Raw genomic sequence first — 26,827 nt, forward strand, 5'->3', positions numbered from 1 at the left:
ATTTTTTAGCGTCCGCAGATCTTTTGTGGTGAGGGAGCTTGCTCCCGCTCGGCTGCGAAGCAGACGCAGAATTTTTCATCTGACAGATTTTTAGGGCCGCTGCGCAGCCCAGCGGGAGCAAGCTCCCTCGCCACGGGGGGCAACTGTCGCTATGGCGGCGCATCAGGGCTATCGATCTGCTCCAGCATCCATTCCACGAACATCCGCACCTTGGGCACCTCCGCCGAATGTTCCGGGTACGCCAGGTAATAGGCATTGGTGCTGGGCATTGCATGTTGCCAGGGAATGACCAGTTTGCCGTCGGCCAGTTCTTCTTCCACAAGGAATCTGGGCAGCAGTGCAACGCCGCAGCCGACCTGCGCGGCGCGGATGCACATGTAAAAAGTTTCGAAGCGCGGCCCGTGATAGCTGTGTTCGGTGTGGTAGCCCTGGTCATCGAACCAGTCGTGCCAGGCCTGGGGGCGCGAGGCGTTTTGCAGCAGGACCAGATCGGCCAGTTGCGTCGGGTCGGTAAAAGGCTGGTCCGGCAGGCTGCCCGGTGCGCAGACGGGTACCAGTTCTTCACCGAACAGCTTCAAGGATTCAGTCCCGGGCCGTGAGGCCTGGCCGAAATAGAACGCCAGGTCGCTGCGTCCCTGCTGCAAGTCGTCGGCCTCCTGCTCGCTGCAGAGATCCAGATGAATGCTCGGATGGCGCAGGCGCCAGCCCTTGAGGCGTGGGACCAGCCAGCGGGCGCCGAAGGTCGGAGGCGTAGAGACTCGCAGGACTTCGGTGTCGCCACCGTAGGAACGCAGGTAATGGGTCGACATCTCTACCTGAGAAAGGATTTTTCGCACCTCCCCCAGATACAGATCCCCGGCGGGCGTCAGCTGCAAGCGTCGGCGAACGCGGCGAAACAGCAGGTGTTGCAGCAATTCTTCAAGCTGCGCGACCTGTTTGCTGACGGCGCTCTGGGTCAGGTTCAATTCTTCGGCGGCGCGGGTGAAGCTCAGGTGACGGGTCACCGCTTCGAAGCACTGCAGCGCCGTGATCGACGGCAAATAACGTTTATTGAGCATGACGGGGCCTTGGTTCTGGTCGCTCTGCTTGTCCTGTAATCAGGTCAGCATGAATAAACGGAATGATATCTCGCTTAAAGGTCGTTTGTTGGCAAGTCTCGGGCCAGCTACAACTACAGGTCTGATCAGCCGTGATTGCCCGGCTGCAACATCTTTGTCTTTCGCATGAGGAATTACCCATGGTTGCTGCATTGCTTGATCGTCTGGGCGTCAACCCGGCCCTGTACCAGAACGGCAAACAGCCCGTGCATTCGCCCATCGACGGCAGTCGCATCGGCGCGGTGAACTGGGAAGGCGCCGCTGAAGTCGAGCAACAGGTCAGCCGTGCCGAACATGCCTTCGATTTGTGGCGCAAGGTGCCGGCGCCCCGTCGCGGCGAACTGGTGCGTCAGTTTGGCGACCTGCTGCGTGAATACAAGGCCGACCTCGGCGAACTGGTGTCGTGGGAAGCCGGCAAGATCACCCAGGAAGGCCTGGGTGAAGTGCAGGAGATGATCGACATCTGTGATTTCGCCGTCGGTCTGTCCCGCCAGTTGTATGGCCTGACCATCGCCTCCGAGCGACCGGGCCATCACATGCGGGAAACCTGGCACCCGCTGGGGGTGGTCGGGGTGATCAGCGCCTTCAACTTCCCGGTGGCGGTGTGGGCCTGGAACACCACGCTGGCCTTGGTGTGCGGCAATTCGGTGATCTGGAAACCGTCGGAGAAAACCCCGCTGACTGCCCTGGCCTGCCAGGCATTGTTCGAGCGCGTACTGGAGAATTTCAGTGATGCGCCGCCGTACCTGAGCCAAGTGATCATCGGTGGCCGCGATGCCGGCGAAGCCTTGGTGGATGACCCGCGCGTGGCGTTGATCAGCGCCACCGGCAGCACCCGGATGGGGCGCGAAGTCGCACCGAAAGTCGCGGCGCGTTTTGCCCGCAGCATCCTCGAACTGGGTGGCAACAACGCCATGATCCTGGCCCCGAGCGCCGACCTGGACATGGCCGTGCGGGCGATCCTGTTCAGCGCCGTCGGAACCGCCGGCCAGCGCTGCACCACCCTGCGCCGTTTGATCGCCCATGACTCGGTGAAGGAGGAGATCGTCACCCGCCTCAAGGCCGCCTACTCGAAAGTGCGCATCGGTCATCCGCTGGAAGGCAACCTGGTAGGGCCGCTGATCGACAAGCAGAGCTTCGACAACATGCAGGATGCGCTGGAACAGGCGCTGAGCGAAGGCGGTCGGGTGTTTGGCGGCAAGCGCCAGCTCGAAGAACAGTTCCCGAACGCTTACTACGTTTCGCCGGCCATCGTCGAAATGCCGGAGCAAAGCGACGTGGTGCGCCACGAAACGTTCGCGCCGATCCTCTACGTGGTCGGTTACAAGGATTTTGCTGAAGCGCTGGATTTGAACAATTCCGTGCCCCAAGGCTTGTCGTCGTGCATCTTCACCACCGACGTGCGTGAGGCCGAGCAGTTCATGTCGGCGGTGGGCAGCGATTGCGGCATCGCCAACGTCAACATCGGCCCGAGCGGCGCGGAGATCGGCGGTGCCTTTGGTGGCGAAAAGGAAACCGGCGGCGGTCGCGAGTCCGGCTCCGATGCATGGCGCGGCTATATGCGTCGTCAGACCAATACTGTGAATTATTCGCTGGAACTGCCTTTGGCCCAGGGGATTACTTTCGACTGAGAACCGGTCAGCGAAAGCTCTCTGTGGAAATAGTCCCCCTGTGGGAGCGAGCCTGCTCGCGAAAGCGCCGGATCAGCCAATATGAAGGTTGGCAGATGAACCGCTTCGCGAGCAGGCTCGCTCCCACATTGAATTCTGTGTTTGTTAGGTTTCTGTTGGAGTCTGGCAATGCCGTTACGCGAAGAATGTCTGTGGGAAAAGCTGACGCCACAACGGCCCGAAAACACCGTGCTCACAGGCGAGGTCACGGTAGATGTCTGTGTGATCGGCGCCGGTTTCACCGGTCTGTCAGCGGCGGTGCACTTGCTCGAGCAGGGCAAACGCGTGGCAGTGCTGGAAGCCCATCGGGCCGGACATGGCGGCTCGGGGCGTAACGTCGGGCTGGTGAACGCCGGCCTGTGGATCCCGCCGGATGATATCGAGGCCGGTTTTGGCGAGGCGGTGGGCAGCCAGCTCAACCGCATGCTCGGGGCCGCGCCGGCCTTGGTATTCAGCCTCGTCGACAAATACAACATCGATTGCCAGCTGCGCCGCGAAGGCACCCTGCATATGGCCCACAACGCCCGGGGCGAGGCGGACCTGCGCAGCCGCGAAGAACAATGGAAACGCCGTGGCGCGCCAGTGGAACTGCTGACCGGCCAAGCCTGTGCCGAGGCTACCGGCACCGACAGGATCGCCGCGGCATTGCTCGATCGCCGCGCCGGCACGCTCAACCCGATGGCCTATACCAGCGGGCTGGCCAAGGCCGCCAAGGACCTTGGCGGCCAGTTGTTCGATCATTCGAAGGTCACGCGCCTGGAACGCCAAGGCCAGCGCTGGTCAGTGCAGACTGCCCAGGGCTCGGTGCTGGCCGAGCAAGTCGTGATCGCGTCCAACGCCTATACCGAAGGCGACTGGACCGAACTGCGGCGCAATTTCTTTCCCGGATATTACTATCAGGTCGCTTCGGTCCCACTGACCGACGCGGCCGCCCACCGCATTCTGCCGGGCGGGCAAGGTTCCTGGGATACTCGCCAGGTATTGAGCAGCATTCGCCGGGACAAGGACGGGCGCTTGCTGCTCGGCAGCCTGGGCAATGGCAACCGTAAGCCAACCTGGTTTCTCAAGGCCTGGGCGGACCGGGTGCAGCAGCATTACTTCCCTTACCTCAAACCCGTGGAGTGGGAGTGCACCTGGACCGGTTGCATCGCGTTCACGCCCGATCATCTGATGCGCCTGTTCGAGCCGGCGCCAGGCCTGGTGGCAGTCACCGGCTACAACGGTCGAGGCGTGACCACCGGCACCGTGGTCGGCAAGGCATTCGCCGATTATCTGTGCCACGGCGATGCCAAGGCATTGCCGATCCCTTTCGCGCCCATGGAACCCTTGGCCGGCGTGGGCCTGCGCAGTTGCCTGTATGAGGCGGGCTTTTCCCTGTATCACGCGGGCCAGTGCCTGCGGATCGTCATCTGATTGTTGAAAAGTGTTACGGGCAGCGGCGTTTTTCAACACAGCGGCTAGCCTGTTATGGTGCGGGCTGTAGCAGCCGCGCACCGGCAGTGTGCAGTTAGGTGACGCAGGTTGTTACACAGTGGTTGCACGCCGTTTCGTATGGCGGTTGCAATGATGGCTCATGGAGGGTTTCACCTACTTGTAAAAACGGTTGCACCTCGTCCGGTTTAGACGGTTGCACGCCCTGTGAAAAAGGGCCCGAAACAGTCGAAATAACAATAAAGCAGCGACTTTTTTAAGAATAAAAAACCGATGGCACGGCCCTTGCTCTTAGCTTTTCAGTGAAGTGAAGTCGCAGTGCCAACTAAAAAAAACCTTGGAGCACCACCTCATGTCCCAGACGTTTTACAAGAAAGGCTTTCTGGCCCTCGCAGTGGCAGCTGCGCTGGGTGTTTCTGCGTTTGCCCAGGCTGATGTGAAATTTGGTGTGGCGGGGCCGATGACCGGCGCCAACGCCGCGTTTGGCGAGCAGTACATGAAAGGTGCGCAGGCCGCGGCCGATGTCATCAACAAGGCAGGTGGCGTCAATGGCGAGAAAATCGTTCTGGTCGCCGGTGACGATGCCTGCGAACCGAAGCAGGCCGTGGCCGTGGCCAACCGACTGGTTGACCAGGACAAAGTGATCGGCGTGGTCGGGCACTTCTGCTCGTCCAACACCATCCCGGCCTCCGAGGTCTATGACGAAGCAGGCATCATTGCCATCACCCCAGGCTCGACCAACCCGGCCGTTACCGAACGTGGCCTGAGCGCGATGTTCCGCATGTGCGGTCGTGACGACCAGCAAGGCATCGTGGCTGGCGACTACATCGTCGACGTGCTCAAGGGCAAGAAAGTCGTCGTCCTGCACGACAAGGACACCTACGGCCAAGGCCTGGCGGATGCTACCAAGGCACAACTGGCCAAGCGTGGCGTGACCCCTGTGTTGTACGAAGGCCTGACCCGTGGCGAAAAAGACTTCAGCGCCGTGGTGACCAAGATCCGTTCGGCCGGTGCCGACGTGGTCTACTTCGGCGGCCTGCACCCGGAAGCCGGCCCGCTGGTTCGCCAGCTGCGTGAGCAAGGCCTCAAGGACGTCAAGTTCATGTCCGACGACGGCATCGTCACCGATGAACTGGTCACTACCGCTGGTGGCGCGCAATACGTCGACGGCGTGTACATGACCTTCGGCGCCGACCCGCGCCTGCTGCCGGACAGCAAGGCCGTGGTGGACGCTTTCCGTGCCCAGGGCGTCGAGCCTGAGGGCTACACTCTGTACGCCTATGCCTCGGTGCAGGCACTGGCCGCCGGTTTCAATGGTGCCAAGTCCAACAAGGGCGAAGACGCCGCCAAGTGGCTGAAAGCCAACCCGGTGAAAACCGTCATGGGCGAAAAAGCCTGGGACTCCAAGGGAGACCTGAAAGTCTCCGACTATGTGGTCTACCAGTGGGACAAGGACGGCAAATACCACCAGTTGGAAAAACAGAAGTAAGGGCTGAAGCGACCGTCCAGGCCCTTCTGGAAGCCGGCCAAACTCCGGTTTCCAGAAGGTGCGCGCTGGTCGCGCCTGACATTGCTCCGACGTAAATCTGTATTTTCCTTAGAAGAGCCGCACGCCCTGGGTGTGCAGGTTCTCACTGCGTGAGATTGCGTTATGGATGGTATTTTCCTGCAGCAACTGATCAATGGCCTGACCCTCGGGTCGGTCTATGGTCTGATCGCCATCGGCTACACAATGGTCTATGGCATCATCGGCATGATCAACTTCGCCCACGGCGAGGTTTACATGATTTCCGCTTACCTCGCGGCAATCAGTCTGGCTCTGCTGGCTTACTTCGGTATCGAATCCTTTCCGCTGATGATCCTTGGCACTCTGGTGTTCACGATCGTGGTCACCGGGGTATACGGCTGGGTCATCGAACGCGTCGCCTACAAACCCCTGCGCAACTCCACCCGACTGGCACCGCTGATCAGCGCCATCGGCATCTCGCTGATCCTGCAGAACTACGCGCAGATTAGCCAGGGCGCCCGCCAACAGGGTGTGCCGACACTGCTCGAAGGCGCCATGCGCGTCGATATCGGTACCGGCTTCGTGCAGCTCACCTACACCAAGATATTCATCCTGATTGCCGCATTCGCCGGCATGGCGCTGCTGACCTACATCATCAAATACACCAAGCTCGGCCGCATGTGCCGTGCCACCCAGCAAGACCGCAAGATGGCCTCCATCCTTGGCATCAACACCGACCGGGTGATTTCCTACGTGTTCATCATCGGTGCGGCCATGGCGGCCCTGGCCGGTGTGCTGATTACCATGAACTACGGCACCTTCGACTTCTATGCCGGCTTCATCATCGGCATCAAGGCGTTCACCGCGGCGGTACTCGGCGGCATCGGCTCCCTGCCTGGGGCAATGCTCGGCGGGATCATCCTCGGGATCTCCGAGTCGCTGTTCGCCGGTCTGATCAACTCCGACTACAAAGACGTGTTCAGTTTCTCGCTGTTGGTGCTGATTCTGATTTTCCGTCCCCAAGGCCTGTTGGGTCGCCCACTCGTGGCGAAGGTATAAGTATGTCTGCTGCCAATAAACCGCTTGATATCAAAAAGAGCGTCATCGACACGATCCTGGCCGGCCTGATCTCGCTGATCGTATTCGGGCCGATCGTCGGCGTAGTGCTCGACGGCTACAGCTTCAACCTGCAACCGGCCCGCGTCGGCTGGCTGGTGGCGATCGTGATGGTCGGGCGCTTTGCCCTGAGCCTGTTCCTGCAAACCCCGAAGGGGCTGAAGATCCTCCAGGGGTTCGAGAGCACCGGTTCCGGCGTGCATGTGCTGCCACCCGACTACAAATCGCGGCTGCGCTGGATCATCCCGGCCCTGATCGTGATTGCCATCGTGTTCCCGTTCTTCGCTAACAAGTACGTGCTTACCGTAGTGATCCTCGGGCTGATCTACGTGCTGCTGGGCCTGGGCCTGAACATTGTGGTCGGCCTGGCCGGGTTGCTCGATCTGGGTTACGTGGCGTTCTACGCCATCGGCGCCTACGGCCTGGCGCTGGGTTACCAATACTTGGGGCTGGGTTTCTGGACCGTGCTGCCGCTGGCGGCCATCGCAGCGGCGATGGCGGGGTGTATTTTAGGATTCCCCGTGTTACGAATGCACGGTGACTACCTGGCCATCGTGACCCTGGGTTTCGGCGAGATCATCCGGCTGGTGCTGAACAACTGGTTGTCGTTCACTGGCGGGCCGAATGGCATGCCGGTTCCTGCGCCAACCTTCCTGGGCCTGGAGTTCGGCAGGCGAGCGAAGGACGGCGGGGTGCCGTTCCATGAGTTCTTCGGCATCGACTACAACCCCAACATCAAATTCCTGTTCATCTACATCGTGTTGTTCATCACCGTACTGCTGGTGCTCTACGTCAAGCATCGCCTGACCCGCATGCCGGTCGGCCGCGCTTGGGAGGCCCTGCGCGAGGACGAGATCGCCTGTCGCTCCATGGGCTTGAACCATGTGCTGGTCAAGCTTTCCGCGTTCACTATCGGTGCTTCCACCGCTGGCCTGGCAGGTGTGTTCTTCGCCAGTTACCAGGGTTTCGTCAATCCGTCCTCGTTCACCTTCTTCGAGTCGGCGTTGATCCTGGCAATCGTGGTGCTGGGTGGCATGGGCTCGACGGTTGGTGTGGTGATCGCGGCATTCGTGCTCACCGTGGCGCCGGAGCTGCTGCGCAGTTTCTCCGAGTACCGCGTGCTGCTGTTCGGCGTGTTGATGGTATTGATGATGATCTGGCGCCCACGCGGCCTGATCCGCATCAGCCGTACCGGTGTGACGCCGCGCAAGGGGGTAGCGCCATGAGCGAAGTCGTACTCAAAGTCGAAAACCTGATGATGCAGTTCGGTGGCATCAAGGCCCTCAGCGACGTCAGCCTGCAAGTCAAGCGCAACTCGATCTTCGCCCTGATCGGCCCCAACGGCGCGGGCAAGACCACGGTGTTCAACTGTCTGACCGGTTTCTACAAGGCTTCGGGCGGCAAGATCGAACTCAACGTGCGTGGCGAGCAGACCAACGTGATCAAGTTGTTGGGCGAAGCGTTCCGCCCGACGGACTTTGTCTCGCCAAAGTCTTTCGCCAGCCGGCTGTACTACAAGATGTTCGGCGGCACCCACCTGGTAAACCGCGCCGGCCTGGCGCGAACGTTCCAGAACATTCGCCTGTTCAAGGAAATGTCGGTGCTGGAAAACCTGCTGGTGGCCCAGCACATGTGGGTCAATCGCAGCCTGGTGGCGGGCATCCTAAATACCAAGGGGTATCGCCAGGCTGAAAGCGATGCTCTGGACCACGCTTTCTACTGGCTGGAAGTTGTGGACCTGGTGGACTGTGCCAACCGCCTGGCTGGTGAGCTTTCCTACGGCCAGCAGCGCCGCCTGGAAATCGCTCGGGCGATGTGCACGCGTCCGCAGATCATCTGCCTCGACGAACCGGCCGCCGGCCTCAATCCCCAGGAAACCGAAGCGCTGAGCGCGATGATCCGGCTGCTGCGCGACGAGCACGATCTGACCGTGGTGCTGATCGAACACGACATGGGCATGGTGATGAGTATTTCCGATCACATCGTAGTGCTGGATCACGGCAACGTGATTGCCGAGGGCGGTCCCGAGGCGATTCGCAACGATCCGAAGGTGATCGCGGCTTATCTGGGCGCCGATGAAGAGGAATTGGTATGAGTGGGCCTATCCTCGAACTCAAGGAGCTGGACGTGTTCTACGGGCCGATCCAGGCCCTGAAGAAAGTCTCGATGCACATCGGCGAAGGCGAAACCGTGAGCCTGATCGGCTCCAACGGTGCCGGCAAGTCCACGCTGCTGATGTCGATCTTCGGCCAGCCCCGCGCTGCGGGTGGGCAGATCATCTACCAGGGCGTGGACATCACCCACAAGTCGTCGCACTACATCGCCTCCAACGGCATCGCTCAATCGCCGGAAGGGCGCCGGGTGTTCCCCGACATGACCGTTGAGGAAAACCTGCTGATGGGCACCATTCCTATCGGTGACAAATACGCCAGCGAAGACATGCAGCGCATGTTCGAGCTGTTCCCGCGGCTCAAGGAGCGCCGCAACCAGCGAGCCATGACCATGTCCGGCGGCGAGCAGCAAATGCTCGCCATCGCCCGGGCCTTGATGAGCCGGCCGAAGTTGTTGCTGCTCGACGAGCCGAGCCTGGGGCTGGCGCCGATCGTGGTGAAGCAGATCTTCGCCACCCTGCGGGAGCTGGCGTCCACCGGCATGACTATCTTCCTGGTGGAGCAGAACGCCAACCACGCGCTCAAGCTGTCGGACCGGGCCTACGTGATGGTCAACGGAGAAATCCGCCTGACCGGCAGCGGCAAGGAACTGCTCGCCAACGAAGAGGTGCGCAACGCGTATCTTGGCGGGCATTGAGGCGGCAGCTGCAATGAAAAAAACCGGCGAGTGATCGCCGGTTTTTTTATCTCTCCAAACCACCATCGTCCCCTGTGGGAGCGAGCCTGCTCGCGAATGCGCCGGATCAGTTGTCGCTCATGTATTTGACTCGCCGCCTTCGCGAGCAGGCTCGCTCCCACAGGGGGATATATACAGTTTTCAGAATTGTGGACAACAATCTCGAAGCCCTGCGAAACCGCGACATAAAGTCGCCGCAAACAGTTGTTTTGTCACGGTTTTGACTTGTCCCCGTTTGCTGTGGAACTGGCTGTGGGTAACGTGGGTGTACTTGCCTGGAGCCCTTTGATTACGAGGCTTTCAGCGAGGTGAGCGTTTTTTGATCAGGCGGTTTTGGTCATTCGGAAGTGGCAGTTGTCAACAGTTTTTTGAGCGTCATAGGCGTTCGGAAAACGGTGAGCAAGCCTGTGGATAAGTCTGTGACTAAACTCTGGAAAGACCGCGCTGAGCAGCGTCGTTGCTGGCTTGGCGCCATCGTCTATCTAGACTCGGCTTATAGCAGATAACTTCTGCTGCACAAGCTCAGTTGGTGGGTCAAGCGAAAAAAATTTCCAAATGTCCCGCAAAGCCTTATACACAGCGGCTTCCGGTGTTCGTACTTGCCCCCGATTATTGTGGACGTGCCTGTGGATAAGATGCGCGCAACCCGCTGCAGCCCTTGTTTGGCAAGGCCTGGGCTCGATTGGTTGTTTTATGAGCAGCCGTGCAGGCAAAAACGCGTCCTCAAGCCTTGCCCACGGCGTGTCAGGGCGGGCATGCTGTGGGCCGATTTCCATTAATGGCTTGAAGCCCAAGCAAGGAGAACACGATGTCCGACACCCTGTTTATCACCGGCGCTACGTCCGGTTTTGGTGAAGCCTGTGCCCGTCGTTTTGCCGAGGCCGGTTGGAAACTGGTGCTGACCGGTCGTCGTGAAGAGCGCCTCAGCGCCCTCTGTGCCGAGTTATCGAAGCAGACCGAGGTCCATGGCCTGGTTCTGGACGTGCGTGATCGCAAGGCAATGGAAGAGGCCATCGCCAGCCTGCCGCCTTCGTTCGCCAAATTGCGTGGGCTGATCAATAACGCCGGCCTGGCCCTGGGCGTCGACCCCGCGCCCAAGTGCGACCTCGATGACTGGGACACCATGGTCGACACCAATGTCAAGGGCCTGATCTACAGCACTCGCCTGCTGTTGCCGCGGCTGATTGCCCATGGCCGTGGCGCCGGGATCGTCAACCTGGGCTCCATCGCCGGCAACTACCCATATCCGGGCAGTCACGTGTATGGCGCGAGCAAGGCTTTCGTCAAACAGTTCTCGCTGAACCTGCGCTGTGACCTGCAGGGCACCGGCGTGCGGGTGAGCAATATCGAGCCGGGGCTGTGCGAGAGCGAATTTTCCCTGGTGCGCTTCGGTGGTGACCAGGAGCGCTACAACGCGACTTACGCCGGCGCCGAGCCGATCCAGCCGCAGGACATCGCCGACACCATTTTCTGGGTGCTCAACACCCCGGCGCACATCAACATCAACAGCCTGGAGCTGATGCCGGTGAGCCAGACCTGGGCCGGCTTCGCCATCGAGCGCAACAAGGCCTGACAGGGTTCTGGAGATGAGCTTTTGTGGCGCGGGAGCAAGCTCCCTCGCCACAGGGGGGATCAGGCCAGATATTCGGCCAGCCCGCGATAGCAGGTCAGCAGGTGATAAGGCGTAGTGGACGGCATGTCCCGGCGGCTGATATTGCCGTTGGCATCAAGGCATTCGTTCCAGCCCAAGGGGTGCAGGAAATGTTGCTGCAACGCCCGTAGCTGGCGCAGCAACGTCCCTTCGCTGCCAGGGCGCAACGTGAGTGCCCGCAGGTATTCCGCCTGGGCCCAGATGCGTGGGGTTGCATCGCGCGGAGCCGTCTGCGGCTCCAAGGCCAGCATGGCGCAAACGCCAGCGGTATCCGGATCGACGCCTTGTTGTTCGGTATCGCCGAAGCTGCGTTCCAGGGCCAGGTGCAGTTTGCCGCCACGCAACAAGGGCGATGAGGCCAGCAGGAAATACCACTCGAACTGATGCCCCGGCTCGAACCAGTTATCCACAGCCTTGAGCGGTTTCTCCATCATGACTTGTCGCTGCGGATCAACGAAGCACTTGAACATCCCCTCGCACAGGCTCAGCAACGCTTGGCGAACAGCGGTATCGTCGCGAACCGCAAGGGTCGCGAGAAAAGCTTCTGCCAGATGCATCAACGGGTTCTGCAGCGGGCCGGTCTCGGCTGTCGACCAGTCGCGGCCGAGGCTGGCTTCGTAGAGACCGTCGCCAGTGGCGAAGCGTCGCGCGATGATTTCCAGGGCCGCGTTGAGCACCGACTCCACCAGCGGTTCGCGAACCTTGCCCCAGTAGTGGGCGCAGGCGAACAGGATGAAGGCGTGGGTGTACAGATCCTTGCCGGTATCCAGCGGTATCCCCTGCGGGTCGATGCTGTAGAACCAGCCGCCATGTTCGGCATCGTGGAAGTGCCGTTGCAGCGAGCGAAACAGCGCGGCGGCCCGTTCCTCGGCCTGCGGCACTTCGCCGATCAGGCTGGCGAACACATACAACTGCCGCGCACAGGCCATGGCGCGATAACGCTGGGGCGGCAGCGGCTTGTGCTGGGTATCCAGGGACTCGTAGGGCAACGCCAGCTCGGCATTCCAGCCCGGACCTTGCCACATTGGCACGATCACATCGTGAAACTGCTGATGCACCGTGGCGAACAGCGTGGTCAATTCGGGTAGAAGGGCGGAGCGGGAGGCTTCAGGCATTGGCGGACGTCGTCACGGCGGGGGCGTTTGCGCGACATGGTAGCAGAGTGGCAGGTTCTGGCGATGCGGTGCCTGTCAGGCCGCTTTCGCGAGCAGGCTCGCTCCCACATGGACGGTGGACGCCAATCCATGTGGGAGCGAGCCTGCTCGCGAAGAGGTTTTGAATAAAACAGAAAAGGTCAGCTGGCCAACAACCAGACCCCAGCCGCCGCCGAAGCAGCCCCGGCCAACCTGATCACCGGCGCCGCCGCGCGTGGCAACACACGAACCAGCGCGAAGCCCGCGCCATGCAACGCCGCCGTTGCGGCGACGAACCCCACCGCATAGGCCCACGGACTCGACATATCCGGCAGCTCCAAGCCATGGGCCACGCCATGGAACAGCGCAAATATCGCCGTCGCACCGACTGCCAGGCTTAGCGGCGGACGCACCGCCAGGGCCACCGCCAGGCCAAGAGCGAGCACCGAGGCGGCGATGCCGCTTTCCAGCGCAGGCAGGTCCAGGCCTTCGAAGCCCAGCAAACCACCGAGCAGCATCGTCCCGACGAAAGTGCATGGCAGTGCCCAGCGCGCGGCGCCTTGTTGTTGGGCCGCCCACAAGCCGACCGCCAACATCGCGAGCAGATGGTCGAGCCCGCCGATGGGGTGGCCCAGGCCGGCGATCAGGCCGTTATCGCCGTGACCGGGATGGGCGAAGGCCAGAGCTGGGGTCAGCAGCAAGGCGAGGGTTCCGAGGATACGTTTGAATGTCATGGATAAGCTTCCTTGTTCGAATGGGGAAAGTCACGCCGCGCTCAGCAGGCCCTGACGCTCGATGAAGGCGATGATGTCGTCCAGGCCCTGGCCAGTCTTCTGGTTGCTGAACACGAAGGGCTTGCCGTTGCGCATCCGCTGGGTATCGCTGTTCATCATTTCCAGGGAGGCACCCACCAATGGCGCCAGGTCAATCTTGTTGATCACCAGCAGGTCGGATTTGCAGATGCCCGGCCCGCCCTTGCGCGGCAGCTTGTCGCCAGCCGAAACGTCGATCACGTAAATGGTCAGGTCCGATAGCTCGGGGCTGAAGGTTGCGGACAGGTTGTCGCCACCGGACTCGACCAGGATCAGGTCGAGGCCCGGGAACCGCCGGTTCAACTGGTCCACCGCTTCAAGGTTGATCGAGGCGTCTTCGCGAATCGCCGTGTGCGGGCACCCACCGGTTTCCACGCCGATGATCCGCTCCGGCGCCAGGGCTTCGTTGCGCACCAGGAAATCAGCGTCTTCACGGGTGTAGATATCGTTGGTGACCACGGCCAGGTTGTAGCGCTCGCGCAAGGCCAGGCAGAGAGCCAGGGTCAGTGCAGTCTTGCCGGAGCCTACCGGGCCGCCAATACCGACGCGCAAAGGTTGTGTATTCATGTATCTCTCCTAGGAACGGAACAGGCGGCTGTACTGGCGCTCATGGGCCATGCACGCCAGGGACAGGCCAAACGCGGCGCTGCCGTAATGGTCGGGGTCGATGTTCGAGGCGATCTGCTGGGCCTGTTGCAGCAACGCCAGCAGTTCGCTGGTCAACCTCTGCGCGGCTTGCTGGCCCAAGGGCAGGGTTTTCATCAGCACCGCCAGTTGGTTTTCCAACCAGCTCCACAACCAGGCGGTGAGGGCATCCTCTGGCTTGATGCCCCAGGCACGGGCCGCCAGGGCCCAGCCCAACGCCAGGTGCGGTTCGCTACGCTGTTCAAGGAAGCTGCGCGCGGCGCTGTCGAGCTCCGGCAGGCCCGCCAGCAATTGTTGCAACGAGTAGCCCATCTGCCGGCTCTCCTGGTACAGCTCGCGGGTTTCCCGGCTGGCACGGTGTTGTTCACAAAGTTCCAGCAGCGCGTGCCAATCGTCGGCAGCGGCCGCCCTGCAATGAGCCAGCAGCAAGGGCGCTTCGAAACGCGCCAGGTTCAGTAGCATTTGATCGCTGATCCAGCGGCGCGCGTCGTCCGGCGTCTTGACCAGGCCGTTGTCCACAGCCATTTCCAGGCCCTGGGAGTAGCTGTAGCCGCCAATCGGCAGTTGCGGACTGGCCAGGCGCAGCAGTGCCCATGCCGGGTTCATGAACGCACGCCGAACTGGTGCAGGCGCGGTGCGTAATTGAAATCTTCGTCGCCGTGCCGGGAATGATGATGGCCGCCGCCATAAGCGCCGTGTTCCGGCTGGAACGGCGCTTCAATGGATTCGGCGCTGGCGCCCAGTTGCTCAAGCATCGCCTTGAGCACGTAATCATCCAGCAGGCGCAACCAGCCATCGCCCACCTGCAGGGCAACGTGGCGATTGCCCAAGTGGTAGGCAGCACGGGTCAGTTCGAACGCATTGGCGCAGGTAACGTGGAGCAATTGTTCAGGACGGGCGCAGACACGCACGATGCGCCCATCTTCGGCCTGAAGGCATTCACCGTCGTACAGCGGCGGCTGGCCTCGCTCCAAGAACAATCCCACGTCTTCACCCTCGGCACTGAAACAGCGCAGACGGCTTTTGCTGCGGGCGTCAAAGGTCAGGTGCAGCTCGGCGTCCCAGCGCGGTTGAGTGTCGATTCTGCGGTGGATAACCAGCATCGGAGTGCTTCCGGCAATAAACGGTGCTGTGTTTAGAGCAAGGGGCTTGCCAATCGAAGGGGATGTAGGAAATGGCGGGGATGGCGTTCCTGGATGGGGCGGGCTTCGTGCCGTTATGGTGCGCTTCGGGAAAACTCGCACCACTTTGAATCGCACGCCTGCTCGCGAAGCGGTGCATCAGGAAAATCAATGCTGGCTGACCCGGCGCTTTCGCGAGCAGGCTCGCTCCCACATGGAGGGTTGGGGGGGCAGGCAGTTACTCGGTGCTACCCAACCCGTGCCAATGCTTGAGGCCGATGAAGATGAACCGTAGTTGCTGGGTAATCTTCGCCTGGGGGGTGAGATGTTCGGGAAGCGCTTTGGCGGGCGGGTCGATGATATCCGGCAGGGTGGCGAAGACACTCTTGACTACGAGGTCGGCCATCACGCTCAGTCCCGCAAGGTCCAGGTGTTGCAACTTGGGCATCAATGCCAGGTCGGCAGCCAGGTCCGAGCTGATGTCTTCGCGCAGCTTCGCGATGGCCTGGCGTACTGGCAGGGAGCCGCCGTACTGCTCGCGGGCCAGGAACAGAAACTGCGATCGGTTGGCATGCACCACGTCGAGAAAAATCCGCACAGACGCATCAATGATGCCGCCCATGACAAATTCGTTGTGGCGCACCAGCCGGATGGTTTCGCGAAACGTCTGCCCGACTTCGCTGACGAGCGCCAGGCCAAGCTGGTCCATGTCGTCGAAATGTCGATAGAACCCGGTGGGTACGATGCCGGCTGTCTTGGCGACTTCGCGCAGGCTCAGGCTGCCGAATCCCCTGCCGCACTCCATCAAATGGCGCGCTGCATCCATCAGGGCATTTCGGGTCTGTTGTTTCTGTTCGGCGCGGGGAAGCATTGCAGGGCTGACTTCCAGGTCATGGGAGCGATGCACTCTAGCAAATCGTCTTTGGCGGCGTCGAACGGTAGGGACGGATCAGTCGGGAAACGAGGGGCTTGAAAAGTCAAAAGCCCGATTCAGGGAATCGGGCTTTTTTACGGGCCACCATGGGCTCAGCTCACTGCACTGTTGCGTTCGATTACGCGGTCACCACCGCCTTCGGCAAGGGTCTGGCCTTGTGGAGTGCGATCGGAACCGTCAGCGGCCAGGGTTTCGCCCAGTGGGGTGCGGTCGGAACCGTCAGCCGCCAGGGTTTCGCCCAGTGGGGTGCGGTCGGAGCCGTCAGATGCCAGGGTCTGGCCTTGTGGAGTGCGGTCGGAACCGTCAGCCGCCAGGGTCTGGCCTTGTGGGGTGCGGTCGGAACCGTCAGCCGCCAGGGTCTGGCCTTGTGGGGTGCGGTCGGAACCGTCAGCCGCCAGGGTTTGGCCTTGTGGGGTGCGGTCGGAACCACCTTCGACCAGGCCTTTTTCTTCCAGGCGGTCACGGCCACCTTCGGCTACGGTCTGGCTATAGACAGAATGGATGTCCTTGACTTGCGGCGTGGCCTGTTCGGAAGCTGGCAAGGCGAAAGCGGTAGAGGTCAGCAGGGAAAGGGAAAGACTCATCAGTAGTTGGCGTTTCATGATCGTTGCTCCTCGAGAGGGCTGAAAAGTGGGTACGAGGGCAATGCTACTCTCGATAAGTCGATATAAAAGTTCATAAACACAATGGTAATAATCAACGGAATTGATTGTTCTGCGAGAAGGCTCTAGAACGGGCCTTTCAGAGGGGCAGTTTTGCCCTGGAGTGGGTAGTTTGTACCCACTCGCGCCCCGCAAAAGTGCGGGCGCGGTAACAGGTAGCTGTCGAAACGGTCAGGTTCCGAGGCGTTTTTTCGTGCCGGTCGTCGCGCTTGGTGGTAAACCTGTCAGCCGTTTCGGCAGTCCAATCGTTTATCGGCAGTGAGCCAGTAGCGGTTCGCGCTGCCTCAGGCGTCGCGGTCCGCACGCCAAATTGTCAGGAGCCTTGTGCATGACGCGCACCTCAAAAATTTTCGCCTGGGGCTTTGCCTGCCTCATCGCACTGCTGGCCGCGCTTGTGCTGGTCATCGCTTTCTTCGACTGGAACCGCCTCAAGCCCACGCTCAACGCGAAGGTTTCCGAGGAGTTGCATCGTCCATTCGCAATCAATGGCAACCTGGCGGTGATCTGGCAGCGCGAACCGCAGGAAGGCGGCTGGCGCGCCTTTGTGCCATGGCCCCATGTCGTGGCCGAAGATTTGAGCCTGGGAAACCCGGACTGGTCGAAAATCCCGCAAATGGTCACGCTCAAGCGCGTCGAGCTACGTATTTCGCCCTTGGCCCTGTTGGCCCGGCGGGTGGCGATCCCGCGCATCGACCTGACCGAACCCAACGCCAGCCTGCAGCGCCTGGCTGATGGGCGCGCCAACTGGACCTTCCAGTTCGATCCGAAGGACCCGGACGCCGAACCGTCCAGTTGGTCGGTCGATATCGGTGCCATCGGCTTTGACAAGGGGCATGTCACGCTGGATGACCAGACGCTCAAGACCAGGCTCGAGGTGTTGATCGACCCGTTGGGCAAACCCATTCCGTTCAGCGATATCGTCGGTGAGAAGACTGCGAACAAAGCCCGGGAACAAGGTGCGGCACCACAGGACTACGCCTTTGCCTTCAAGGCTGACGGGCAGTATCAGGGACAGAACCTGAGCGGCTCTGGCAAGGTCGGTGGCTTGCTGGCCTTGCAGGATCCATCGCAACCCTTTCCCCTGCAGGCCCAGGCGAAGATTGCCGACACCCGCATCGAGTTGGCCGGCACGCTTACCGACCCGAAGAACCTTGGTGCCCTGGACCTGCGTCTGAAACTGGCCGGTAAAAGCCTGGCCAATCTTTACCCGTTGACTGGCGTGACGCTGCCGGATTCGCCGCCCTATGCCACCGATGGTCGCCTGATCGCCAAGCTTCACGAACCGGAGGGGGCGCAGTTCCGCTACGAGGCGTTCAACGGCAAGATTGGCGAAAGCGATATTCATGGCGACCTGGCTTATGTTTCCAGCCAGCCGAGACCGAAACTCACTGGCGCGCTGGTATCCGATCAGCTGTTGTTCAGCGACCTGGCGCCGCTTATCGGCGCCGACTCCAACACGCAACAGAAGGCTCGCGGCGGTGCCAGCAAACAACCGTCCGACAAGGTCTTGCCGGTGGAAGAATTCCGCACTGAGCGCTGGAGCGTAATGGATGCCGACGTGGAGTTCACCGGCAAGCGCATCGTCCACAGCGAGCAGTTGCCCTTCACCGACCTCTACACTCATTTGCTGCTGAACAATGGCCAGTTGAGTCTTGAACCCTTGCGCTTTGGCGTGGCCGGTGGCCGTCTCGATGCGCAGATTCGCCTCAATGGACAGACTCGGCCCCTCGAAGGCCAGGCGAAACTGACCGCGCGAGGCTTCAAGCTCAAGCAGCTTTTCCCGGGTTTCGAACCGATGAAAACCAGTTTCGGCGAGCTCAATGGCGATGCCGATCTGTCCGGCCGAGGTAATTCGGTAGCGGCGTTGCTGGGCACCGCCAATGGCAACTTGAAGATGCTCATCAACGACGGTGCTATCAGTCGGGAGTTGATGGAGCTGGCAGGGTTGAACGTTGGCAACTATGTGGTAGGAAAAATCTTCGGCGACAAGGAAGTGAAGATCAATTGCGCGGCGGCTGATTTCGGCATCAAGACCGGTCTGGCGACCACTCGCCTGTTTGTATTCGATACCGAGAACGCGATCATCTATATCGATGGCACGGCGAATTTGGCCACTGAACAACTGGACCTGACTGTTACGCCGGAGTCCAAGGGCTGGCGATTGATTTCCCTGCGTTCGCCGCTGTACGTACGAGGCGCCTTCGCCAAGCCCGCCGCCGGGGTGAAGGCCGTGCCGCTGATGTTGCGTGGGGCCGGAATGGTCGCGCTGGGTGTCATCGCCGCGCCGGCCGCGGGGTTGCTCGCGTTGGTCGCTCCCAGCGGCGGTGAGCCCAACCAATGTGCACCGCTGCTCGAACAGATGAAGGCCGGCAAGGCGCCGAAGACGGTAAAGGACTGATCGCGTTTGCGAAGTGGGCGGATGTTTGCTGGGTAGCAGAAAGTTAATGGGCTGTTTGTTCTATTAGTTTCTGAGTGGGTGAGTGTTATTGGTCGAATTGTAACGCCGTCTTGGTTTTTAACGAATCGGACAGGGTTGCATGCGGCCGCTTGGATGGTGGTAATAAGCGGTCATGGATGTACTGTGGAAAGTCCGGGCTTATGTGATTAAGTTGGCGCTTGCCGTCATGCGGCTGAACAAGAAACAACAATCACTTATTAAAAGGAAATATCATGAGTATTTTATTGCCCAGCATCGACGAGAGTATGCGCTTTTTTGAAACGGTAAGGCTTGCGCCCGTCAGTGTTGCTGATTTCTCTGCAGGTGCACCAAAGAGTTCCCGTTTAACGGCTATGGCTGAAAAGTCGGAGAGTCAGTCAGTTGCCCAGGCAGACGTATTATTAGCCAACGAGAATCCTGCCATTATCGGCTTTGCCGATAATTTGGACGGAGATACAAAACACGCGGCGGCGGACAGTGTTCACTTTGCTGAACGTGTTGCCACTTTCAAATTTGACAAGAACAAGCAGCCCCTCGAGTGGCACGCACTGTACAGTGATGCAATGAGGCATTGCGGATGGACGATGACCAGCAACAAGTATCAGGAGTTTACAACTTCACATACAAGTCTGACGATGGATTCCATCGTTCTGGAAATTGTCCAGGCGGTGGCAGGCCGAAACGCTCCGGCGATGCTTGATTTATTGTTCGGCGTCTTTGATCGGCTGCGATCCGACGAGAAGCTGGTAAATCTTTTTGATAGCACCAGTAAAAAAGGTGCGGATAAGGACTTCAGAATCGTGCCCTGCATCCAATCCCCAGGGGGAACTCCAATAACGGCTTTCCTGGCGGTCGACTGCACTCTCTCTTCAAGCCAAGGTGGGGCTTGGTTCTGGAAATGGAAAGTGTCGCGGCTTCGAATGAAGCGCGTGGCTACGATGGCCGAGCTCAATATGCGCATACATGATCGGAACAGGGACATGATCTACCAGAAACTGGATAAGAGCTCTGACGATTTTTTCAACAGTATCGAGTTATAAGCGCTCACCGGGTTGTTCGAATGAGCAACCCATCTTGGAAGGTGGTCTGTCATGTTGAATGAGGAAATACTGCTGTTTCCGGAAGGGCTGTTGTCTATTTCGGAAGGCGTGCCGAAGGAGTGGCGGCAGAAACTTAAATATTCGTTGCTCTATTCGCATCTGCACGCTCGCTCGACCGGTGACAAGTTTGATGCCTTGGCGAAGTGGCGCGCAGGTTATTCCCGCGCCATGGAAAATCTGGAATGGACAACCCTGGCGAATAAAGCGTCCAGTTTCGAGCCGAAGAACGGGGTTGTCATTGTGCTGAGCGACTTGCTCGGGGAAAAATTGATATCAGATGTCAAGCTGCAGGCGCAGCTTGATCGGCTGATAGCCAGTGTTGAGGAAGCGCTGGGTTCAGAGGCGTTGGGTGCTGCAATCAGGGAGCAGTTGCTTTCACCTGCTCAGGCGAAGGACAAGTCCGATACGACTGTTTTCGTGCATGTCAGCCTGATAGGCGTGGGCCCCGTTGTTTATACGGTATCTGTGAGGTTTCGGACTTCGCAACGTATTGATGAGCTTTTTTTCAAGCAGCGTTTCACGGGCAAGCATGTAGTGGGACAGGTCAGTGTGAATGTTTCCACAAGGCAACTCAGCACAGCCCGTTACGAAAGAAACGGTATTGAACAAAAGGTGCGGCGCGGCCTACCGGCCAACGCGGACTCATTGCTCGTCGAGCTTTCTTCGGCAGGCTGTCCAGAGCCTCATGCTCTGCCAGCATGATCGCTCTGGCTCTGGGCGACCCGATCCTGAAACAGTTTTAACGAACTCGTCAGTGCGTGCCCGGACTGCCGCGCCTCTTCCTCCAGCCATTTGAAAAACGCTCGTACTGGCGGATGGCGTTCCCGGCCCGGAACGCATAAGGCGCTGTAGCCCGCGCCATTGACCTGGACGTGCGGGTGGTAAGCGACCAGTAGGCCGCTGGCGACGCTCTCGGAGGCCAGCACGTTGCTCGCCAGGACCAGGCCTTGCCCGGCAATTGCCGCTTGCAGGGCGTAATGCTCCTCGTCGTATTCGCGTATGCAGGGCTGACGGGTCAGCCAGGTTTCTCCCGCCCGCGCGCACCAGGCTTCCCAGCCATGGGCATAAAGCTTGGTGTTGTGCCACCGTACACTGATCAACGTCGTCGGTTGTCGGGTCGCCAGAGCGGCTATTTGCTCCGGTGACCCGTATACACCGAAGTACTCATCGAACAGGCACATGCCATATAGGTTCGGGTAGTTCTCCAGGCTATAGCGCACCACCATGTCCACGCTGGCGTCCTGGTGCAGGTCGATCACTTCGCAGTGCGTGTCCAGGCGGACATTAATGGTGGGATGGCGCGCGTAGAACCGACCCAGGCGCGGCACCAGCCAAAGCGCCGCAAACGCTGCGGTGGTGGAAATCGTCAGATGCGCGGTGCTGCGTTGCGGGCGCAGGGTATCGACGCTTTGCGCCACTTCCAGCAAGGCACCGTGCAGGCTGTGGAACAAGCGTTGGCCACCTTCGGTCAGCCTCACCTGGCGAGGCAGGCGCTCAAAGAGTTGCACACCCAGCCAGGTTTCCAGTGAGCGGATCTGGTGGGAAATCGCCGTGGGCGTTACCGACAGCTCAGCCGCCGCGGCCTTGAAACTGAGCAATCGTGCCGCGGATTCGAAGGCACGCAACGCGTTGAGTGGCAGGGCAGCAAACATCTGGAATCTCCAATGGATGAGAACAGTTCATCCCGGTCAACTAACGCTCATTTGAGCTGATACAGGCTTTGGCTTCAGTCTGAGAGCCATACATGGTTTCCAGTGTAGTCACAGTCCAGGAGTTTCAGATGAGCAATATTCTTGTGGTACATGGCAGCCCTCGCGGCGAGCGTTCCCATTCCCGACGTTTGACGGAGGCTTTCATAGCGGCTTGGCAGGCCGCCAATCCACATACCCAACCGACCCGCCGCGAGGTCGGCCGGACCGTTATTCCTCCGGTCAACGAAGCCTTCATCGCCGCGGCGTTCCACCCCGAGCCTCAGGCAAGGCCGTTGACCATGCAGGCCGACCTGGCCTTGAGCGATGCGTTGGTGGCGGAGCTGCAGGACCATGACCGGCTGGTGATTTCCGCACCCATGCATAATTTCGGCGTGCCCAGCGGCGTGAAGGCCTGGATCGACCAGATCGTGCGCATTGGCGTGACGTTCAACCACAGCCTGGATAACGGTGTCTCGCAATATGAGCCGTTGGTGCTGGGCAAAAAGGCCCTGATCGTGACCAGCCGTGGCGATTTCGGCTTCGGCCCCGGAGGCTCGCTGGAATCCATGAACCACGCCGATACGCTGCTGCGCACGGTCCTGGAGTTTATCGGCATCAGCGACGTGACGGTGGTGGCCGCTGAAGGAGAGGAGTCGGCCGAGCACAGCTTCGCGCGGTCCTACGCCGAGGCCGAGCGGCGTTTGCTGGCGCTGGCGCGAACATTCTGAACGGGCTCGATCGCTACAACGGGGCTGGCGTCGGCGCCTTCGATTGACGACGCGGGCCGAAGTGGCGGGTGTGTCATAGACTGGTCATCATCGGTACCGATGCTGACCACCTCTTGATCACAAGGACGTCGCCATGTCGCAACGCTGCGCCACTCGCTACCCGCTGGTGCTGGTCCCGGGCATGCTTGGGTTCATTCGCCTGGTGTTGTATCCGTATTGGTATGGCATTGTCGAGGCGTTGCGCCGGGGTGGAGCCGTGGTGGTCGCGGTGAAGGTTTCGCCATTGCATTCGTCCGAAGTTCGCGGCGAGCAATTGTTGGCACGGATCGAGGAGATTCTCAGGGAAACCGGCGCGCAAAAGGTCAACCTGATCGGCCACAGCCAGGGCGCCCTCACTGCCCGCTACGCAGCCGCCCTGCGACCGGATCTGGTCGCCTCGGTCACATCGGTGGCCGGCACCAACCACGGGTCCGAACTGGCCGATTACCTGCAAGACCATTATCCGGCCGACAGCGCCAAAGGGCGGTTGCTCAGCGCTTTTCTGCGGCTGATCAACGCGTTGATGAGCCTGCTCGACACCGGTTATCACGGGCCGAAATTGCCGGTGGACATCCGCGCCTCCCATGCTTCGCTGACGACCGCCGGCGTGGCGTTGTTCAACGAGCGTTATCCACAAGGGCTGCCGCAGACCTGGGGCGGGCAGGGGCCGGAAGAAGTCAATGGGGTGCGTTATTACTCGTGGTCCGGGACTCTGCAGCCGGGCAAGACCGACAGGGGCCGCAACCTGTTCGACGGCACCAATCGCAGCTGCCGGCTGTTCGCGCGCACCTTCGTGCGCGAAGCCGGGCAGTGCGACGGCATGGTGGGGCGCTACAGCTCGCACCTGGGCACGGTGATTCGTGATGATTATCCGCTGGACCATTTCGACGTGGTCAATCAGTCGCTGGGACTGGTGGGCAGGGGAGCGGAGCCGATCCGGCTGTTTGTCGAGCATGCGCAGCGGTTGAAGGATGCCGGGGTGTAGGGCATCAGTTGGACCGCGTTATCGTTCTTCGCGAGCAGGCTCGCTCCCACAATGGAGCGGTCGCTGAAACCTGTGGGAGCGAGCCTGCTCGCGAAAGCGGTAGATCAAGCAATGAAGATCTGGCGATGAAGGTGTAACAGGCTTTGTCTACACTGCACTTCATCGCCGTCCTTCTCGGGCGGCAACCAGGAGAATCACCATGAAGATGCTGCGTGTCCCTTTGTTGATGATCGGCCTGCTGCTGTGTTCCCAGGGCTTCGCCGCCACCGCCCAACAGACCAAGATGACCACCTGCAACGCCGACGCCACCGCCAAGGCCCTCAAGGGTGACGAACGCAAGGCTTTCATGAGCAACTGCCTGAAGGCCACTCCGGCCGCCGCTGAACCCAGTACACCGCAGGAACGCATGAAGACCTGCAACGCCACGGCGACGACCCAGGCCTTGAAGGGCGATGCGCGCAAGGCGTTCATGAGTGATTGCCTGAAGAAAAAGTAAGCGTTGAATCTGAGGAGGCTTCATCGCGAGCAGGCTCGCTCCCACAGTGGCTTTGCAGTGCTCGGTCTGATGTGGGAGCGAGCCTGCTCGCGAAGAGGCCGGTGCGAGAAACAAAAAAACGCCTGAACCAGGACCCAGGTCGGCCGATACAATCCCTAGTGCTGCCAGCGGAACGCTGGCAGACTGCCGATCCTTTCATGTCGTTTTTTTGTCCTGGGGCTGTATGCCAACGTTTTCTCAGCGTCATGTGTTGTTGGTGATCAGTTGGGTGATCATTTTTGGTGGGTTGTTGCTGGTGTTGCCGCTGCGCCTGTTGCCGAGCCTGCTGGCCGGGCTGCTGGTGTTCGAGCTGGTCAACATGCTCACCCCGCAGCTGCAACGACTGATCGAAGGCCGGCGTGCCCGCTGGCTGGCGGTAGCATTGTTGGGCACGCTGGTGGTCAGTGTGCTGAGCCTGATTTTCGCCGGGGCCTTCAGTTTCCTGCTGCACGAAGCGGAAAACCCGGGCGCATCCCTGGATAAATTCATGGGCGTGGTCGACCGCGCCCGTGGGCAATTGCCGCCGTTCATCGACGCCTACCTGCCGGCCAGCGCCGCCGAGTTCCGGGTGGCGATCGGCGACTGGGTGAGCAAGCACCTGAGCGACCTGCAACTGGTGGGCAAGGACGCGGCGCACATGTTCGTGACGTTGCTGATCGGCATGGTGCTGGGCGCCATCATCGCCTTGCAGCGCATCCCCGACCTGACCAAGCGCAAGCCCCTGGCCGCCGCGCTGTTCGACCGCTTGAACCTGCTGGTGAAGGCGTTTCGCAACATCGTTTTTGCCCAGATCAAGATATCCCTGCTCAACACCTTCTTCACCGGGATTTTCCTGGCGGTGGTGCTGCCGCTGTTCGGCATTCAACTGCCGTTGACCAAGACCCTGATCGTGATGACGTTCCTGCTGGGGCTGTTGCCGGTGATCGGCAACCTGATGTCGAACACCCTGATCACCATCGTCGCCCTGTCGCTGTCGATCTGGGTGGCCGTGGCGGCGCTGGGTTACCTGATCGTGATCCACAAGCTCGAATACTTCCTCAACGCCCGCATCGTCGGCGGGCAGATCAGTGCCAAGTCGTGGGAACTGCTGATGGCGATGCTGGTGTTCGAAGCCGCGTTCGGCCTGCCGGGTGTGGTGGCGGGGCCGATCTACTATGCGTATCTCAAGAGCGAGTTGAAGCAGGTGGGGATGGTTTGATCGGGTAGTTGTATTGCCTGGTCCAGCGCTTTCGCGAGCAGGCTCGCTCCCACAGTAGGATGCGGTTGACTGTGGGAGCGAGCCTGCTCGCGAAGGACGCGCCTCGGTCCTGGATCAGACCTGGCTGCCATACCGCTTCATCGCCTCGATCGCCAACCCGCTGCCAATACTGCCGAAGATATTACCTTCCACATGGCGCGCCTGGGGCAGCATCGCCGCGACGCTGTTGCGCAGCGCCGGAATGCCGCTGGAGCCGCCGGTGAAGAACACCGTGTCGACTTGATCAACCCGCACGTTGGCATCGTTGAGCAGTTGCGTGACGCTGTTGCGCACTCGCTCCAGCAGGCCGTCGATCGCCGATTCGAACAAGGCGCGGCTCAGGTCCACGCTCAGGCCCGGCTCGATCCGGTCCAGAGCCACGTGGCGCTGGTCGGCGTGGGTCAGCTGAATCTTGGTTTCCTCCACTTCCATCGCCAGCCAATGCCCCGCACGCTGTTCGATCAGCTTGAACAGCCGGTCGATACCGCCGGTGTCTTCGATGTCGTAGCGCATGCTGCCCAGGGCCAGCGTGGACTTTTGCGAATACACCGCGTTGATGGTGTGCCAGGTCGCCAGGTTCATGTGATGGCTGGTGGGCATGTAGGCGCCGCTTTTCATCCGGCTGCCGTAGCCGAACAGCGGCATCAGGCCTTGCAGGCTGAGCTGCTTGTCGAAATCGGTGCCGCCGATGTGCACGCCGCCGGTGGCGAGGATGTCGGCGTGACGGTTGTCGTGCATGCGGCGCTCGGGAGACAGGCGCACCAGGGAGAAGTCCGAAGTACCGCCGCCGATGTCGACGATCAGCACCAGCTCTTCTTTTTCGATGGTCGATTCATAATCGAACGCCGCCGCAATGGGTTCGTACTGGAAGGAGACTTCCTTGAAACCGATGGCCCGCGCCACGTCCACCAAAGTGTTCTCGGCTTCCTGATCGGCCATTTCATCGTCATCAACGAAAAACACCGGACGCCCCAGCACCACTTCTTCGAATTCCCGCCCGGCGGTGGCTTCGGCACGCTTCTTCAACTGACCGATGAACAACCCCAGCAGATCCTTGAACGGCATCGCCGTGCCGAGCACGCTGGTATCGTGCTTGATCAGCTTGGAACCCAGCAGGCTCTTTAGCGAGCGCATCAGCCGGCCTTCGTAGCCTTCCAGGTATTCGTGCAGTGCCAGGCGACCGTAGACCGGGCGACGTTCTTCAAGATTGAAAAAGACCACCGAGGGCAAGGTGATCTTGTCATCCTCCAGCGCGATCAACGTTTCCATGCCAGGACGCAGCCAGCCGACGGTGGAGTTGGACGTGCCGAAGTCGATACCGCAGGCACGCGCCGGGGATGGGTTTTTCATGTCTTTCAGTTCCGGTCGTAAAAACGGCCGCGCAGTGTATGCCAGTGCGACGCGGATTCGAAGGCCGGTTGTCCACTAATTCGCAAACCCCGGCCTTGA

At 60.5% G+C, this 26,827-nt stretch carries 25 protein-coding genes; 15 read left to right on the forward strand and 10 right to left on the reverse strand.

Features of this window, described 5'->3' with window-relative positions:
* Positions 1-149: 149 nt before the first annotated feature.
* Positions 150-1,058, reverse strand: a complete 909-nt coding sequence (locus J3P91_RS02730; protein ID WP_434602669.1) for a LysR family transcriptional regulator — start codon at positions 1,056-1,058, stop codon at positions 150-152.
* 179 nt (positions 1,059-1,237) lie between these two features.
* Between J3P91_RS02730 and amaB the strand changes: the two genes are divergently transcribed.
* From amaB to J3P91_RS02770, 8 genes are all read left to right on the forward strand, one after another.
* Complete coding sequence (gene amaB, locus J3P91_RS02735; RefSeq protein ID WP_434602670.1) at positions 1,238-2,728, forward strand: L-piperidine-6-carboxylate dehydrogenase; 1,491 nt, start codon at positions 1,238-1,240, stop codon at positions 2,726-2,728.
* 168 nt (positions 2,729-2,896) lie between these two features.
* On the forward strand, positions 2,897-4,180 hold the full coding sequence (amaA, locus tag J3P91_RS02740) for an L-pipecolate oxidase (protein WP_434602671.1): 1,284 nt from the start codon (positions 2,897-2,899) through the stop codon (positions 4,178-4,180).
* Positions 4,181-4,550: 370 nt separating this feature from the next.
* On the forward strand, positions 4,551-5,687 hold the full coding sequence (locus J3P91_RS02745) for a branched-chain amino acid ABC transporter substrate-binding protein (protein ID WP_434569984.1): 1,137 nt from the start codon (positions 4,551-4,553) through the stop codon (positions 5,685-5,687).
* 162 nt (positions 5,688-5,849) lie between these two features.
* Positions 5,850-6,764: an ABC transporter permease subunit gene (locus tag J3P91_RS02750; RefSeq protein WP_039592565.1), complete on the forward strand. Its 915-nt coding sequence runs from the start codon at positions 5,850-5,852 to the stop codon at positions 6,762-6,764.
* Positions 6,765-6,766: 2 nt separating this feature from the next.
* Positions 6,767-8,047 (forward strand): high-affinity branched-chain amino acid ABC transporter permease LivM, encoded by a 1,281-nt coding sequence (gene livM / locus J3P91_RS02755; protein ID WP_434602672.1) that lies wholly within the window; start codon positions 6,767-6,769, stop codon positions 8,045-8,047.
* A complete protein-coding gene (locus J3P91_RS02760) occupies positions 8,044-8,916 on the forward strand; it encodes an ABC transporter ATP-binding protein (protein WP_434569982.1) in 873 nt (290 codons plus the stop codon). The genes livM and J3P91_RS02760 overlap by 4 nt, the downstream gene beginning before the upstream one ends.
* Positions 8,913-9,629, forward strand: coding sequence for an ABC transporter ATP-binding protein (locus J3P91_RS02765; RefSeq protein ID WP_305497148.1), 717 nt, complete (start codon positions 8,913-8,915; stop codon positions 9,627-9,629). The genes J3P91_RS02760 and J3P91_RS02765 overlap by 4 nt, the downstream gene beginning before the upstream one ends.
* An 847-nt stretch (positions 9,630-10,476) precedes the next feature.
* Positions 10,477-11,241, forward strand: coding sequence for an SDR family oxidoreductase (locus J3P91_RS02770; RefSeq protein ID WP_434569981.1), 765 nt, complete (start codon positions 10,477-10,479; stop codon positions 11,239-11,241).
* Positions 11,242-11,300: 59 nt separating this feature from the next.
* Here the strand turns inward: J3P91_RS02770 and J3P91_RS02775 are convergent, their stop codons facing one another.
* From J3P91_RS02775 to J3P91_RS02805, 7 genes are all read right to left on the reverse strand, one after another.
* Positions 11,301-12,434 carry an AGE family epimerase/isomerase gene (locus J3P91_RS02775; protein WP_434602673.1) on the reverse strand — a complete coding sequence of 378 codons (1,134 nt, stop codon included), beginning with the start codon at positions 12,432-12,434 and terminating at the stop codon, positions 11,301-11,303.
* A 179-nt stretch (positions 12,435-12,613) separates the two neighbouring features.
* Positions 12,614-13,186, reverse strand: coding sequence for a HupE/UreJ family protein (locus J3P91_RS02780; protein ID WP_434602674.1), 573 nt, complete (start codon positions 13,184-13,186; stop codon positions 12,614-12,616).
* Between the two features lie 30 nt (positions 13,187-13,216).
* Positions 13,217-13,831: an urease accessory protein UreG gene (gene ureG / locus J3P91_RS02785; protein ID WP_434569978.1), complete on the reverse strand. Its 615-nt coding sequence runs from the start codon at positions 13,829-13,831 to the stop codon at positions 13,217-13,219.
* Positions 13,832-13,840: 9 nt separating this feature from the next.
* Positions 13,841-14,515: an urease accessory protein UreF gene (locus tag J3P91_RS02790; protein ID WP_434602675.1), complete on the reverse strand. Its 675-nt coding sequence runs from the start codon at positions 14,513-14,515 to the stop codon at positions 13,841-13,843.
* Positions 14,512-15,012, reverse strand: coding sequence for an urease accessory protein UreE (ureE, locus tag J3P91_RS02795; RefSeq protein WP_434569976.1), 501 nt, complete (start codon positions 15,010-15,012; stop codon positions 14,512-14,514). Before ureE ends, J3P91_RS02790 begins: the two co-directional genes overlap by 4 nt.
* Positions 15,013-15,268: 256 nt before the next feature.
* Positions 15,269-15,901 carry a TetR family transcriptional regulator gene (locus tag J3P91_RS02800; RefSeq protein ID WP_305497134.1) on the reverse strand — a complete coding sequence of 211 codons (633 nt, stop codon included), beginning with the start codon at positions 15,899-15,901 and terminating at the stop codon, positions 15,269-15,271.
* Positions 15,902-16,056: 155 nt separating this feature from the next.
* Positions 16,057-16,566, reverse strand: a complete 510-nt coding sequence (locus tag J3P91_RS02805) for a hypothetical protein (protein ID WP_434602676.1) — start codon at positions 16,564-16,566, stop codon at positions 16,057-16,059.
* Positions 16,567-16,954: 388 nt separating this feature from the next.
* Here J3P91_RS02805 and J3P91_RS02810 point away from each other — a divergent pair, with 388 nt between their 5' ends.
* The 3 genes from J3P91_RS02810 to J3P91_RS02820 all read left to right on the forward strand — a co-directional run bounded on the left by J3P91_RS02810 (position 16,955) and on the right by J3P91_RS02820 (position 20,865).
* Positions 16,955-19,024: an AsmA family protein gene (locus J3P91_RS02810; protein WP_434602677.1), complete on the forward strand. Its 2,070-nt coding sequence runs from the start codon at positions 16,955-16,957 to the stop codon at positions 19,022-19,024.
* 272 nt (positions 19,025-19,296) lie between these two features.
* A complete protein-coding gene (locus J3P91_RS02815) occupies positions 19,297-20,103 on the forward strand; it encodes a hypothetical protein (RefSeq protein WP_434602678.1) in 807 nt (268 codons plus the stop codon).
* Between the two features lie 51 nt (positions 20,104-20,154).
* Complete coding sequence (locus J3P91_RS02820; RefSeq protein WP_434602679.1) at positions 20,155-20,865, forward strand: hypothetical protein; 711 nt, start codon at positions 20,155-20,157, stop codon at positions 20,863-20,865.
* Here J3P91_RS02820 and J3P91_RS02825 read toward each other — a convergent pair.
* Entirely contained in the window at positions 20,847-21,815 is a 969-nt protein-coding gene (locus J3P91_RS02825; protein ID WP_434602680.1) for a LysR substrate-binding domain-containing protein, read from the reverse strand. The two genes, J3P91_RS02820 and J3P91_RS02825, sit on opposite strands and share 19 nt — an antisense overlap.
* A gap of 128 nt (positions 21,816-21,943) precedes the next feature.
* Between J3P91_RS02825 and J3P91_RS02830 the strand changes: the two genes are divergently transcribed.
* From J3P91_RS02830 to J3P91_RS02845, 4 genes are all read left to right on the forward strand, one after another.
* A complete protein-coding gene (locus J3P91_RS02830; RefSeq protein WP_434602681.1) occupies positions 21,944-22,582 on the forward strand; it encodes an FMN-dependent NADH-azoreductase in 639 nt (212 codons plus the stop codon).
* Between the two features lie 133 nt (positions 22,583-22,715).
* Positions 22,716-23,606 carry an alpha/beta fold hydrolase gene (locus J3P91_RS02835; protein ID WP_434569970.1) on the forward strand — a complete coding sequence of 297 codons (891 nt, stop codon included), beginning with the start codon at positions 22,716-22,718 and terminating at the stop codon, positions 23,604-23,606.
* 199 nt (positions 23,607-23,805) lie between these two features.
* A complete protein-coding gene (locus J3P91_RS02840) occupies positions 23,806-24,102 on the forward strand; it encodes a PsiF family protein (RefSeq protein WP_305497125.1) in 297 nt (98 codons plus the stop codon).
* Positions 24,103-24,325: 223 nt separating this feature from the next.
* On the forward strand, positions 24,326-25,339 hold the full coding sequence (locus tag J3P91_RS02845; RefSeq protein WP_305497122.1) for an AI-2E family transporter: 1,014 nt from the start codon (positions 24,326-24,328) through the stop codon (positions 25,337-25,339).
* Between the two features lie 114 nt (positions 25,340-25,453).
* Here J3P91_RS02845 and J3P91_RS02850 read toward each other — a convergent pair whose 3' ends face one another.
* Entirely contained in the window at positions 25,454-26,728 is a 1,275-nt protein-coding gene (locus tag J3P91_RS02850) for an Hsp70 family protein (protein WP_305497121.1), read from the reverse strand.
* Positions 26,729-26,827: the final 99 nt, after the last annotated feature.

Origin of the sequence: Pseudomonas sp. Z4-7 (assembly GCF_051131965.1) — a bacterium.
Taxonomy (GTDB): domain Bacteria; phylum Pseudomonadota; class Gammaproteobacteria; order Pseudomonadales; family Pseudomonadaceae; genus Aquipseudomonas.